The organism is Microcoleus sp. S13_B4, from assembly GCF_036700885.1.
Taxonomy (GTDB): domain Bacteria; phylum Cyanobacteriota; class Cyanobacteriia; order Cyanobacteriales; family Microcoleaceae; genus Microcoleus.
On sequence record NZ_JAUBPU010000032.1, the window covers coordinates 25,290 to 38,708 of the forward strand.

Sequence of the window (13,419 nt, forward strand, 5' to 3'; positions counted from 1 at the left end):
TTAGTTAGCAGTCATTAATAATTGGTTATTTCACTAATGACTGATGACTACTGACTAATGACTAATTACTTACTTTTCGATAATTTCCTCTGGACGCAGACCGGCGCGGCGATCGGTGTAGGAAACTTCATGGGGGTCGATCGCACCTTTCGGCAAATAAGCGAATTCCCGCATCGGTGTCACCATCGGGTCATCTGTAACCTTGTAAGGTAAACGTCCGAGGGCTACGTTGTCAAAATTCAGTTCGTGACGTTCGTAGGTGGCTAACTCATACTCTTCTGTCATCGACAAACAATTAGTCGGACAATATTCTACACAGTTGCCGCAGAAGATACACACTCCGAAATCGATACTGTAGTGCTTGAGTTGCTTCTTCTTAGTTTCTTTGTTAAATTCCCAATCCACTACAGGCAAATTGATCGGACACACCCGAACGCAGACTTCGCAGGAGATGCACTTGTCAAATTCAAAGTGAATCCGACCCCGGAAACGTTCCGAAGGAATTAGTTTCTCGTAAGGATACTGCACCGTAATCGGCCGGCGTCTCATGTGGTCAAAAGTAACAGATAGCCCTTGACCGATATACTTAGCAGCTTGAAGAGTCTCTTTGGCGTATTCGCCTACTTGATTGAGGAATTTTAGCATGGTGTTCTCTCTCTGTACTTGAGTTTTTGGTAATTGCTAATTGATAATAGGTAATTGGTTAACAGCTATTTTTGTTTAGCTATTGCCCTTTACCTATTATTAATTAACCGCCAAAAGCAAAGGGAAACGCAAGTTTCAAAGCTGCAGTCAATAGCAAATTAACTAGAGCAACGGGAAGTAAAAACTTCCATCCCAAATCTAGCAATTGGTCGATCCGCACTCGCGGCAGAGTCCACCGGAGCAGAACTGCCAGAAACAGGAAAAAGTAGGCTTTCAACATGGTCATCGTAATGCCCAGCAAACCGGTAATTACCTGCAACCAAGGAGTCGTCTCGCTCAATCCCAGGGCATTTGTCAGCACTTCGACAGGAATCGGACATTCCCAGCCGCCGAGGTACAAAACTGCTACTAGCAGGCAAGAAAGGACGAGGTTAACGTAGGAAGCGATATAGTACAAAGCAAATTTCATGCCTGTGTACTCAGTCTGATATCCTGCTACCAATTCTTCTTCTGCTTCCGGGAGGTCAAAGGGCAAGCGTTCGCATTCTGCGAGTGCTGCAATCCAGAAAATCAGGAAACCGGCTGGTTGCCGCCAGACGTTCCAGCCGACAATGCCGTAGCCGGCTTGCTGGTGTACGATGTCGATCGTACTGAGGCTATTGGACATCATCACGACTGCCAATACTGCCAAAGCTAGGGGAATTTCGTAGCTGAGGGATTGAGCGGCTGCTCTGAGTCCTCCGAGGAGGGCGTATTTGTTGTTTGAAGCATAGCCCGACATCAGCAAGCCGATCGGCTGAATGCTAGACAGGGCAATCCACAGAAATATCGCTGTCCCCATATCGGCGATCAGCATATGCTCTCCGAAGGGCACGATTAAGTAAGACAGAAAAACTGGAATCACCACAATTACCGGGCCGAGAGTAAATAGCAGCGCGTCAGCTTTTGCGGGTACAATGTCTTCTTTGAATACCAACTTCAGACCGTCAGCAACGGGTGCTAGCACTCCCAGAGGGCCGATAAATTCCGGGCCTATCCGCTGTTGAGCGGCGGCGGAAATTTTCCGTTCCAGCCAGACGCTAGTTAGTACCCCGAAAACGGCAGCGACAATCATCAGCAACATCGGCAGCGGTAGCCAAAGCACTTGGGCGATGTCCGCCGGTAAGCCCAAATTCATGAGGGCTTCTACGAAACTTCCTTGTAAGTCAATTCCTGGGTTCATTTGTCCAGCTTTTGAGCGATCAGCATATAATTTTTCACCCGTCCTTTGTAGGAGTAGGCTTAGAAATCGGGGTCTTTGTAAAGATTTTTAATGCTTTACCGCCTAATAGTATATCGCCCGACAGGCTCCAAGAACGCACAGACAGGGTGAAGTTATAATTATATGACCCCGCAGCTTGGCTAATGGGTTGGTAATTTATGTATTTTTACTTGGCCGCTCGATCGGCTCGATCAATTTTAGATTTTAGATTGAATGAACATTGAATGCCAAACAAAAGGGCCCAGAGTTAACTCTGGGCCCTTTTAATGCTTTAAAGTGCCTTTCAAATGGTTTAAACCATTGATTTTACGTCACTTTTTTTATGGAACTGGGCAGAATCGAACTGCCGTCCAAAGCGGGTATTTACCTTCCGATCGTTCACAGGTTTATCCCTTCTAATCCTCAGGGCGGGAACCATCTTTATCCCAAATGGGGGGATTTTCTAGTGATTGCTTTCCTAGCTAGCCGACTAGAAACGTTTAGCTAGGGCATCCGTTGGGGGTTGTTATGCTACCGTTAACGGAGTTAGGTGGCATACACTCTAAACCAAGCTCAAGAAGTTTTTAGGCTACAGCTACGGCTTTGCGAGCGAAAGGAACGATGTTGTTCGCATTTACTTTTTTGTTTGAGCCGATATTAACGAGAGTAGACTCCCTCTCGACCTGCATCACGGAGCAGCTTTCGCCACCCTGTCGAAACCATTACAGCCCCTCGTGTGTTCTTTAATCATAGACAATATTTCGTGTTGCGTCAAGTCAAGCGATTTTAGATTTTGGATTTTGGATTTTGGCACAAAGCTGAGTCGGGAATATTTACATCTTGCACCATTTTCTTGAACAGGCAAGATGCCTGTTCCACAAGAGTTGAGTTTTCCTGTGGGGTGGGCCCCAGAACCCGCTCTTTCAAGGTTTATTGACAAGGGTGCAAAATGTCAGCCATGCCAAATTTAATGCAAGTTGTCGTCCCAGACGCCGATGTAAATCCGATCGCGCTCGTTGCGTTCGATCATCCCTTCCAGCGAACCCTTCCTAAACGTAAACCGATTACTCCGGCGCTGCTGCACCTGGCCCAAGCCTTGCAAAATCTCCCGGCTGGCGCCGCCCACCATCCCGTTTAAGGCGGTTCGCACTACCAAATCGTCCACCGACGGGGCAAAAGAACCCTCTGTTTGTACTAGCTGGCCCGAATCGCGATCGTAAATGTAGCCGAGAGTAATCCGGTTCGGCAATATTTCGTAAAGTGCAGTGCGAGTATTCGGCCAATAGCCCCGGGCTTGAGAGTCAGTGGGTTCTCCCAATTGGGATAAAATTTGACTTTCCGCCGTACCAACCGCAAACCCAGGGATTGTGGGAGTCTTCTGATAACTGGTTCCCGGTTGTTCGCTGGGTGCGGGCGATCGATCTGGCGGCAACTCTTTGTCAACAAGTTTTTCTGTTGGTGTGGGTTCGACAGCTTCGGGAGTTGGCGCTGGTGTTGGCGCTGGTGTTGGAGTTGGCGCTGGTGTTGGAGTTTCAGCAGCAGGCGTTGGAGTTGGCGCTGGTGTTGGAGTTTCAGCAGCAGGCGCTGGAGTTTCTCTGGGAGTCGGCGCCGGCGTTGGTGTCGGCGCGGGAATTGGTGTGGGGCTTGAGCGCGTGTCTGGATCTGCGGGGGCCGAAGTGCGATCGTCCTGGGCCACTGGTGCGGGTTCCGAAGACGGCCGGTTGAGGAAAACCCTAGCAATACCGACAAAACCTGCCACAATAAGTGCGATCGCCACCAACCCTAAAATCCACCAAACCTTGCGGTTGCCTTCCCCTGAAGGCACCACAGCAGGCGCTGTTCGGGAACCCGCAGGCGATTGAGGCCCGTGTCCCGGAATGACCGCCACCGTCGGTCCGGTGCTCGGCGACGATGCACTCCCCTGCCCATGCAGCAGCGACAGCCACTCATCCACGCTAGCAGGGCGATTTTGAGCCTCTACCGTCATCCCCCGCATCACCGCAGAGCTGACGGTTGTACTTAGCTGAGGCTGCAAGTCGCGGGGTGAAGGCATCGGTTGGCTGGTGCGGAGAATTGCAGCCACCGGCACTTGTCCTGTCAGCAAAGTATAAAGCGTCGCGGCCAGACCGTAAACATCTGTGGCGGGCGTGTATTTTCCTTGGGCAAAATACTGTTCTGGCGGCGCGTAGCCATCGGACACCATATTAGTGTGAGATTGAGTTGCACCGGGAGTAAACTCGCGGGCAATTCCAAAATCAATTAACACAACTTCCTGAGTATTTTGGCGCAGAATAATGTTTTGTGGTTTGATATCTCGGTGCAGCAAACCCTTTTGATGAACCGCCTTCACAGCAGCGCCAATTTGAGTTATGTAGGAAATTGCGAGTTCTTCTGGAAGCGGTCTATTTGGCAACACTACATCGCCCAAATTCTGACCGGCTATGTAATCCATCACCATGTAAGGCTGCCCGTCTTCCACAAAAAAATCGCTGACGCGCACAATATTGGGATGGACGCAGGAAGCCAACCGCCTCGCTTCGTCTTGAAACTTGCGATCGAACTCAGCAAAATTGGGTTGCTGCCGCAGAGATTCGTTGAGGGTTTTAATGACTACAGGCTGTCCTAAATAGCGGTGATTTGCCCTGAAAGTTATTCCAAAGCCGCCTCTTCCCAATTCTTGTTCGAGGGTGTACTTTCCACCCTGTAAAGTTTTGCCGATTAGCGCATCCATAGATTCAGGCGATCGCATACCAGAGAATATCGCTGATTATGGCACGTATGGTCGGATCTCCTCACCACTCCAAAGAGCGATCGCACTCCTCGATCGGCGTTGCCATTCCTTCCCGAATTGATTCCCGCATCTCCGGCATTGAGAGAAGATACAATGTTTCACGGGCAACCGATGCGGAGTCTGATTCAGATAATAATACTGTATTGCTAGTCTGTCGTGCGATCGCGATCGGTTGATGCGAGTGACTCATGGGAACGATCGACTGCTGCAACTGATGTTGAGCTTCATTAATTGGGATCATAATTTTCCATTTGTCTAAATACACTTTTCTAATTGATATTGGCTGGCTGTAGACACTGCTACAACTGCCCCAGAAACTTGTCCTCCTCTGCGTGTGAACCAACCCAAAACCAGATTACAGTGTTCTCCGTCCAACTGACCCACTGCTCGATAGTTTTTGCTAATTCGGGCTGAGTAGATTGGTAAGTCTGGATGCACCTTCTTGAAACGCAGGTTTGGATGACTTGGGTATTCCTTGAACTGGCTATACGCCCCGCGTATCTGCTGTTGAACTTGTTCGGGTAAATCAGCAAATAATCTACGGAACTCGGTTGTAGTGCGTGAATTCACAATGTTTCTGGATCGAGTTCTTGGGTTTTGCCTGCATGATACTCAGCCATTGCTGAAGCTGCGAGTTGAGCAAGAGCATCTGGGGAACGGGAGAATGCTTGAGCCCAGCGCCTATCGTCTTCAAGTTCTTCCAGAATCATTGAAGCGAGGGCATCTTGTTCGCTGGCAGACAATGTTTTCAACTTGGCGATCCTCTTCGAGGGCTCCGCTAACGCACGTTCCAGTAACTCAGTCATAGCTACCACACTTTTACAATTAAAATGGCATCCTATCCATTATCCATTGTTTCAGGCAAGTTGAGGGTAGGGCGAACAAATGGCAGGCTAATTATCATCATTACTAACTACGGGAGACCCACTTCTATGTTTTATACGGGATTTTTCATGCACTTAAATACATCTCTATATCTCGCTAATTCAGGAATTCCACTATTCAGTCAGAGTGTTTTTTATCAAATTATTTTGCTAATCCCAATTATCGCAATAGAAGCTTACATTCACAAAAGCCTACTCAATCTCAGTATCCTAAAAGCAAGTTTTATTGCTTTTACAACAAATATCATATCGACGATTGGGGGAGGTTTTATTATCGTATGTATTGGGGCGTCTATTGGAGAGCTCGTCTTCCACACAAGCGTGCCTGTACAGCCTGGTTCTTTTCCATTTCTGCCGTTGGAAATTATGATTACACTCATTCCTATGTTTTTCTTTTCCGTTTTCCTAGAATTATTAATAGGGAGTTTGGGACTAAAAATAATTGAAAAACGCAAAGTGAATAAATCATTTATAATAGCTAATTTATTCACCTACTTAATGCTTGAGATATTAGCTTTTACCCAACTTGTCAAGGGATACATTGAAGGGCGTGGCTAACCCAAACGTTCTGTCTCGTCGGCTCACTGATTGACATCTTGAGTCGCCATCATTGCATTGATGTGGGTAAAGATACGATCTAATTCCCCAATGGCGTCTAGTTCCGCTGCCTCTTCTGCTATTAGTTGATCTGCCTTTTTCTTCTCTAACAATTGTTCCATGCGCTGTTGGAGCGATTCACTAAATTTGAACAACTTCCACCCCTCGACTTTTTCAATGCAAATCTCATGGATTAACGAGGATGGTTTGTTGAGAATTGAAACCATTGTAGGCTCGGAGCTTCGGGTTGTAGATAGTGAGTAGATTATAGCTTTTATTCAATCTGCCAGATTTAATGCTCCAACCGAGAACCTTCAAATTACCGCCACAACCCTTAGCCAAACGGCAGCCAAACGGCACTATTGAGTGGCAGGACCCCAAATTTAAGCGCTGGAACGAAACCCTGCAAGTCCGCTCCAACGACTCGCATCACCATAGCCGCAGTACAATACACTATCGAAACGCTGTTCTCGGAACCCTGGCGAGTTGGTAGGCGCCCCGACTGTCCAACAATTGATATTGATTTGGCTGCAATCCTAATTGCTCAAATTTTTCTGGATATCCCAGCAACAAAATAGAGGGAGAAGTTGGGTTTTTAGATTCCTTAATGTAGTCGAGCCCCTTTGTCAGAGATCGGTAGTAAGTCACCGGCTCTTGGGTATAAAAAACCAGACTTGGTTTCCAGAAACCAACCATAATAAACTCTTCCCCTGGCAGTTTTTGTTGAACGGCAACCTGTGCTAACTGTCTCAGGGGTAACTGGCGGTTGATATCGACCACTTTGTAGGCGGGAGTAAGACCAAAGATGATAAATGCTACTAACCCGATGAGGTTAGCAACCAAAATCCAGCGCTGTTGGCGCTGCCACAGTAAAAGTGCGATCGCCACCGCTGTAATTATCCAAATCGTACCGCCGACAATCAGCAATCCCGACTGCTGAATTGCTTGGGGAAAATTGGGCATTGCCGGGTCGTCTCCCAGCCAGTGGTAGCAGTAGAAAGTTGCTCCGGCTATCATTAATAAAAATACGACATTGAAAATGTATGTAACTAACAGTCCTCGCGGTAAAGAATTCGGTTTTTTTTCTAACTTTGTCCGCCTGTTTTCTGGTTCGTTACCTGCAATGATATCGCTCCACAGCAGCGTTACCAAAATCGCTGCGGCGGGGATTAAAGGCAATACATAACTCGGCAATTTGGTCACGGCGATCGTAAAAAAGCCAAAGATGCAGCCGAACCAAAATAGGGCAAATAAACTCAACTGAGCCGATCGCGGTTGACGACGCCAGTAACTGCGCTGCCAAAAACGAGTACGGGCGATCGCCACAGGCAAATAAATCGACCAAGGTGCAAAACCAACTAGCACTACAAAAAAGTAAAAATACCAAGGCGCCGAGTGCTTGTTGACTACTCCAGTAAAACGCTGGAAATTGTGATAGCCAAAAAAGCTGTCAATATAAGTTTGACCGTTGGCTAAAATAACCAAAATGTACCAAGGCAGGGCGATCGCCAGAATAATTAAGATTCCCGACACCGGACGCATTTCGCGCCAAAGTTGCCGAAAATTTCCCAAATAAAGCCCAAAACCGCCAATAATCAGCGCTGGCACGACAATTCCCACAGGCCCCTTAGTCAGAATTGCTAAGGCAATTAGTACGTAAAAAGTTAGATACCACTTATTGGGAAATCGGGAAGCGGAAACAGTGGAAAATTCTGCTTGTTCTCTCTGTTCTTCTAGAGTGTAACCGAGGAAAAATGCGAGGAGTGCCGAACACATACAGCCGACTAATAGCATATCTGAAACGCCAGTTCGTCCCCAGGCAATAGTGTGGGGATTTAAAGCTATTAGGGCCGCACCAATCCAAGGAGTAGAAAAAAAGAGGGGAAGACGGCGAGTTTTGAGTTTTGAGTGTTGATTCTCTGTTTCTTCTTCCGGCTTCCATCCAACTTCTTCCTGCTTCCTGACATCCGTTAAATCCGTTACAGAATCCGTTGCCGAACTTCCTTCTTCCTGGGATTTCGATAGGGTATAAAATCCGAGGCAAGTCACACCGATCGCGCACAAAGCCGACGGAAGACGCACGGCCCATTCGTTAACGCCCAGAGTGCGGTACGCCACCGCCATCAGCCAGTAAATCAACGGCGGCTTGTCAAACCTGGTTGCGCCGTTGAAATAAGGAGTGATCCAATCCCCTGTCACCGTCATTTGACGGGCGGCTTCGGCAAACAACGGTTCGGTTTCGTCAACTAAACCGATGTTGCCGAGATTCCACAAGAAACCTACCCAGGCGATCGCGAACAGCCACAATAGCGACAGCAGCTTTGGTGGGATCCTCTTCGTTGGCGTAGCCCCCGTAGGGGCGGGCTTCGCTAACGGGCGATTTCTAAACTCTGACAAACTTTTAATAACTTCCTTCACCCAAACTTCCTGCGATTTTAGATTTAAAATTTTAGCTCGCATAGAGAGTCTACCGAAAGATTCGCATTCTCGAAACTCCCAAGTCGATCAAATCCGGTTCAACAGAGATGTTGCACCATTCTCAACCAGCATTTCATGGGCGGGATCTCCTGCCCAACCCGTACTCCCCACAAGAAAATTCACTCTTTGTGGAACAGGCATCTTGCCTGTTCTTTATAATGGTGCGGCTATGTGAGTTTAACCTCACATAGCCGCATCGTTTTCAATAAAATCGTATCAACCGGGTTTCTCGACCAAAATCTCGGCACCTGCAGCTAAGTGTTCACGGCTGCAAAATTAATTGCCATTCTCCGGCTGTGCTGTTCCAAGCGGGCGAGGCTGTCTCCCCGGCGACGTAAGGCCCCCAGTAGCGGCGAGAACCATCCTGAGCAAAAACCACCAGAATGTCTCCCCGTTTGACTTCTAAATTGCCATCCGGCAGCGATAGCATCAGTCCCTTGCCGCCGCCTTCCCCCGGTGCAAAATCCCAGTGCGCCGGTTTGCCGTAGGATTCCTTGGATTGCCGTTTCGACAGCAGGGCCACTCGCACTGGGTGTTCGCTGCGATTGCTAACGCGCAGACGGCCGGAGGCATTAGTAGTATTTGCAGGGATTGAGGAAAGCAATTCCTCTTCTGGATCTGGGGGGGTTGGTATTGAGTCGGATTTGGGCTCGCTGGCGGTGCCTGCAGAAGGTGTCGCGACTGGGGAAACGGGGGGTGTGGGGGGATATGCGGTGGCTTGTGAGGGCCAATCGCTCGACTGATTTGAACCGTTGGAGATAGTGATTTCAAAACGTCCTAGAAACATTCCTGTAATTAGGACGATCGACACTCCCATTACGATCTGGTAAATTTTAAGATTCATAAATTTTAGGCTTAAAGGATAGGCTGCACCCGCAATGAGTCTTAACTATTTTTAATGTAAAACCCGGGGCTGCTGTGCCACAAGATACAGTTACACTTAATTACTTGAGCGTTCTCGGCTATAAAGCGCCGATCGCTCAATACCATTTTAGATGTTAAATTTTAGATTTTAGATTGCGACATACTGACACCGATAAGGATTTGGAGTTGGTTGTGAGAGTCATTTGTTTACTCATCCGTATAACTTTTAATACCAGTTGAAAAAAAGAATGCCACTATAAGCCCGTACTCCCAACCCTAATATTCATCAGTCATTCCGCCTCTCAAATCTCACATCTCACATCTCAAGTGGTATAACTTTTATGCAGAATACCCGAATTAACAGATTGATTGATGTTCTGGGCGATCGCTTCGGAGGCTGGCTTAGCAATCCTTGGCGGCGGATTTCGCTCCTGCTAATTAGCCTGCTGTTCGGTACTTTTTTGGGAACAGCTATTTCGACGATCGCCGGACAATCTGCGGATTGGGATATTATCGCAGCCGGGCTGTTGGTGTTGTTGACGGAGTTTGCGAACTGGCTGGTTTACGGTGGCCGACGGTCTGCCGCCCGTTCTTTGTGGGTGGAGATGCTCAATGCTCTGAAAATTGGTCTGACTTACAATTTATTTGTCGAGGCTTTCAAACTCGGCTCTTAAAAAATGGTGAAATATTTGTCTGCTGTAGATAGTATTTATATAAACGTGCTCTTAAAAAAATTTGAACCTGTAGTGCCGAGTTTAGTGTCAGTCGATTTGAGATTTTAGACTTCGGCCTCAGCCCTCAGTCGAAGGATTTTAGATTTGAGATGTATTCCACAGATGAATTTCGGATTTTGAACTAAGGTCGAAATGTGGGATCTCTCCACGACAGGAGTTGGGGTTTGTATCCGTTTTGGGTGGGGTAAAATATTTGTCAATTGCAGATAATTATTTTTGTACAAAACCCCCCCATAAAGAGCTTGGAGAATATGGATCGATCGACTGTAACCCCTGTTGAAATTTTACGCCGGTGGCAAGCGGGCGATCGCCCGATCGCTCCCGACTTCGATCAACTGGCTTTTTGGGAACTGGCGGATGATGTGCGATCCTCTTCGAGGGCTTCGCTAACGCGCGCTTTTGGCATTACTCCCGACACTGTAGCCGATGTTGTCCGCTGCAAAACCGATTTATTCTTTTCTCTTCTTGACGAACTGCATACTTTCCCCTTAAAGTCAACTGCTTTTCTTGAAACTTTGTGGCATCTGTGGCTGCCGCTGGCAATGCAATTATCGGCTGCCAAACAAAGTTTAAACCGTCCTTTAATTCAAGGAATTTTAGGAGGGCAAGGAACCGGAAAAACTACTTTATGCCAAGTTTTGAGGCTGATTCTGGGAAAAATGGGATATTCTACTGTCAGCCTTTCTTTAGACGATATTTACAAGACTTATGCCGATCGCCAACAACTCCAAAAAGCCGACCCGCGTTTAATTTGGCGCGGCCCCCCCGGCACTCACGATATTGACTTGGGAATCGCTGTTTTAGACAAGTTGCGCGGTTCTCACACTCGCGAATTAGCAGCAGTTGACAATCCCAAATCTGATGCTCTCAAACCGGATATAATTAAAAATATAGAAATTCCCAGGTTTGACAAATCTGCCTACGGAGGTGCAGGAGATAGAAGTCAACCCGAAATTATTTCCGGTGCGGATATTGTACTTTTTGAAGGTTGGTTTGTCGGCGTGAATCCGGTGGCTGATGCGAAATTGAACGAGTTTTTGGCGGCTGCACCGTTTCCGATTTCCACAGAGGGCGACTGTCAGTTTGCGCGCGATATGAATGCGAAGCTGCACGACTATCTGCCGCTGTGGAACCGATTAGATCGGTTGATGGTTTTGTATCCCCAAGATTATCGCATTTCTCAAGTCTGGCGCAATCAGGCGGAACGGGAAATGATAGCGGCGGGGAAGTCGGGAATGTCAGAAGCTGAAATTAATCGGTTTGTTGAATACTTCTGGAAAGCGCTACATCCCGAGTTATTTATTAAGTCGATGCTGGAGGGCGATGGGGTGGATTTAGTAATTGAAGTTTTGGGCGATCGCACTGTCGGCCAAATTTGTCGGGCGATCGACTTAAAATTAAGCGATTAGGGACACAAAAAATTAACTGCTTAAGGACACAACATGGTTGTGTCCCTACTCTAGAGCCATCCTAAATCATTTGTGAATTTCTTACTCCCTCCCCTTATCAAGGGGAGGGCTGGGGTGAGGTCAAAAATTTACGACTCATTTAGGATTGCTATATTGCAGCTTATCGTGCGCTCACTTGACAATTCAGGACTTATGCAAAAAGTGATTTGACGCGCGAATTATAGGGGTAAGGCGCGCCATAAGCACCCTACAATACAGAGGTTGTCCGTCGAGGATGGAGAATTTCTAAATTAACTGCCGGGAGTCCCAAGATCGATCGCTTTCTGCATCAAATCGTCGGTAACATTGCCCGGTGTACCAGCAGGCGTAATGTCCTGAGCCATCGAACGAAAATCATTGGGATTGCCGCTTGTATCTGCCGGCAGGGGGATGTCTTTAGGAGCCGGAATATCAAATTTAGGTGCAGTTGCAGCGGCGGCAGCTTGAGCGCCGGCACCCGTGCGATCGATGTCACTAACGCTGAATTCTTTTGAAGCTTCGTAGTCTGCTGATACATCAACGGTTGGCAACTTTTGTTCTCCAGCTTCCGCGCTTTCAGTGATCTGCTGAGCGTCAAAGTTTTCAGTGTTATTGACTTCTGTATTGATTTCAGACATAGCCGACTCCTTGCTAGTTTTATTTAACAATTCACTGTATCAATTATTACTTTCAATCCCCGGCTTTTTCATCTACCCGCAGATGTATCGTTGGCTTCTATCTTAAGAATGATTTCTTCTAGGGTAGTGCCTTAACATTACACCACTTTCCGAAAAGAATGCAGCTTTAGGCAAGCTCCAAACCCATACATACTCAGTCATTCTCCATTGTTTAATCTAAAATCTAAAATTTAAAATCTAAAATCGTATTACCTCTCGGGGAGGGTGACTTGCACTTACAAATCTTGATACTTATATATTCTGGAAACATTTTTAAGGAATTTTATTTATGAACTCACCCGCCGCGACCAATCCTCACTCTCTCTCCAACGACACTCAAAACATCGTTCAGGCAATCAACGGGTTGGGTACAGATGAAAAACTGGCGCTTCTCTACTTTGTTTATGAAAAAATGGGAGATTCAGTTACACCAGCCGCTCCCGCCGCCGCCGACCCACAGTTAGCTCCCATGCTGCTCGATGATTTTTACAAGCTTTCCCATGACCAACAACTGAATATAATGCGCGGTATTGTCAACCGCGACGACACGCCGTATTCTCACGCTTACGGAGCTTTAACTGCTAACAATCAGTTGGTGGTTTGGTATGCTTGGGCTATTGGTATGGGGGAAACAATTGTCGATATCCCCGAAGGATATGAGGCAACTGAGGCTGTCAATGGCGTGTTGGGTCAAATTGAAGGTCTTGAGTTTGAACAGCAAATTACAGTGCTGCGCGACGTAGCTAATAATATGGGCTACACCGATGTTAAACCAATTGCTACTCAGGCCGAAGTAGGGAAAACTTCTAGTCTTTAAAGAAAACTCGGCGCTTCAAACCGCTGCATAGAGTCAAAAGAAGTCCGTCTCTGCGGACTAAATTGCGTACCTTACCGCTATAGTTCGCAGGTCAAACCTTTTTTTGCCTTAGTCGTGTATATGTAGGGTGCTCTTCGGCGCACCTTACTGCTATAATTCGGTCGTCAAACCATTTTTTTGCCTAATTCTCCTTCAATCTGCCACAAAATATAAGCCCAATTTTCCGTTTTTTTGGATCACAGTCAACAGTCAACAATCATTCGGG

At 47.1% G+C, this 13,419-nt stretch carries 14 protein-coding genes and 1 other RNA gene; 4 read left to right on the forward strand and 11 right to left on the reverse strand.

The features are described from left to right. Positions 1 to 69: 69 nt before the first annotated feature. The 7 genes from ndhI to QT994_RS17260 form a co-directional block, all read right to left on the reverse strand. Entirely contained in the window at positions 70 to 645 is a 576-nt protein-coding gene (ndhI, locus tag QT994_RS17230; RefSeq protein WP_333042046.1) for an NAD(P)H-quinone oxidoreductase subunit I, read from the reverse strand. A 103-nt stretch (positions 646 to 748) separates the two neighbouring features. Then, positions 749 to 1,867 (reverse strand): NADH-quinone oxidoreductase subunit NuoH, encoded by a 1,119-nt coding sequence (nuoH, locus tag QT994_RS17235; RefSeq protein ID WP_333045582.1) that lies wholly within the window; start codon positions 1,865 to 1,867, stop codon positions 749 to 751. A gap of 359 nt (positions 1,868 to 2,226) precedes the next feature. Beyond that, positions 2,227 to 2,617: a transfer-messenger RNA gene (ssrA, locus tag QT994_RS17240) on the reverse strand. Positions 2,618 to 2,852: 235 nt separating this feature from the next. Beyond that, on the reverse strand, positions 2,853 to 4,634 hold the full coding sequence (locus tag QT994_RS17245; protein WP_333176421.1) for a serine/threonine-protein kinase: 1,782 nt from the start codon (positions 4,632 to 4,634) through the stop codon (positions 2,853 to 2,855). A gap of 43 nt (positions 4,635 to 4,677) precedes the next feature. Beyond that, positions 4,678 to 4,917, reverse strand: coding sequence for a type II toxin-antitoxin system Phd/YefM family antitoxin (locus tag QT994_RS17250; RefSeq protein WP_333176423.1), 240 nt, complete (start codon positions 4,915 to 4,917; stop codon positions 4,678 to 4,680). A 14-nt stretch (positions 4,918 to 4,931) separates the two neighbouring features. Next, positions 4,932 to 5,246 (reverse strand): ParE family toxin-like protein, encoded by a 315-nt coding sequence (locus QT994_RS17255; protein WP_333176425.1) that lies wholly within the window; start codon positions 5,244 to 5,246, stop codon positions 4,932 to 4,934. Beyond that, positions 5,243 to 5,482: a hypothetical protein gene (locus tag QT994_RS17260; protein WP_333176427.1), complete on the reverse strand. Its 240-nt coding sequence runs from the start codon at positions 5,480 to 5,482 to the stop codon at positions 5,243 to 5,245. Before QT994_RS17260 ends, QT994_RS17255 begins: the two co-directional genes overlap by 4 nt. A 24-nt stretch (positions 5,483 to 5,506) precedes the next feature. Here QT994_RS17260 and QT994_RS17265 point away from each other — a divergent pair, with 24 nt between their 5' ends. Then, complete coding sequence (locus QT994_RS17265; protein WP_333176429.1) at positions 5,507 to 6,118, forward strand: hypothetical protein; 612 nt, start codon at positions 5,507 to 5,509, stop codon at positions 6,116 to 6,118. 23 nt (positions 6,119 to 6,141) lie between these two features. Here QT994_RS17265 and QT994_RS17270 read toward each other — a convergent pair whose 3' ends face one another. From QT994_RS17270 to QT994_RS17280, 3 genes are all read right to left on the reverse strand, one after another. Continuing rightward, complete coding sequence (locus tag QT994_RS17270) at positions 6,142 to 6,384, reverse strand: hypothetical protein (protein WP_333176431.1); 243 nt, start codon at positions 6,382 to 6,384, stop codon at positions 6,142 to 6,144. 226 nt (positions 6,385 to 6,610) lie between these two features. Then, positions 6,611 to 8,617: a glycosyltransferase family 39 protein gene (locus QT994_RS17275; RefSeq protein WP_333176433.1), complete on the reverse strand. Its 2,007-nt coding sequence runs from the start codon at positions 8,615 to 8,617 to the stop codon at positions 6,611 to 6,613. Between the two features lie 280 nt (positions 8,618 to 8,897). After that, the gene (locus tag QT994_RS17280) at positions 8,898 to 9,479 is read right to left on the reverse strand and encodes a hypothetical protein (RefSeq protein WP_333176435.1); all 582 of its coding nucleotides are present in this window, start codon (positions 9,477 to 9,479) and stop codon (positions 8,898 to 8,900) included. A gap of 361 nt (positions 9,480 to 9,840) precedes the next feature. On the opposite strand from QT994_RS17280, the gene QT994_RS17285 reads away from it, so the two are divergent. Continuing rightward, positions 9,841 to 10,173, forward strand: coding sequence for a DUF565 domain-containing protein (locus QT994_RS17285; RefSeq protein WP_333176437.1), 333 nt, complete (start codon positions 9,841 to 9,843; stop codon positions 10,171 to 10,173). Positions 10,174 to 10,484: 311 nt separating this feature from the next. Continuing rightward, a complete protein-coding gene (locus tag QT994_RS17290) occupies positions 10,485 to 11,642 on the forward strand; it encodes a glycerate kinase (RefSeq protein WP_333176439.1) in 1,158 nt (385 codons plus the stop codon). Between the two features lie 290 nt (positions 11,643 to 11,932). On the opposite strand, the gene QT994_RS17295 is transcribed toward QT994_RS17290, so the two are convergent. Next, positions 11,933 to 12,298: a hypothetical protein gene (locus tag QT994_RS17295; protein ID WP_333176441.1), complete on the reverse strand. Its 366-nt coding sequence runs from the start codon at positions 12,296 to 12,298 to the stop codon at positions 11,933 to 11,935. 328 nt (positions 12,299 to 12,626) lie between these two features. Here QT994_RS17295 and QT994_RS17300 point away from each other — a divergent pair, with 328 nt between their 5' ends. Beyond that, the gene (locus QT994_RS17300; protein ID WP_242716741.1) at positions 12,627 to 13,154 is read left to right on the forward strand and encodes an orange carotenoid protein N-terminal domain-containing protein; all 528 of its coding nucleotides are present in this window, start codon (positions 12,627 to 12,629) and stop codon (positions 13,152 to 13,154) included. The last annotated feature ends 265 nt before the right edge of the window (positions 13,155 to 13,419 follow it).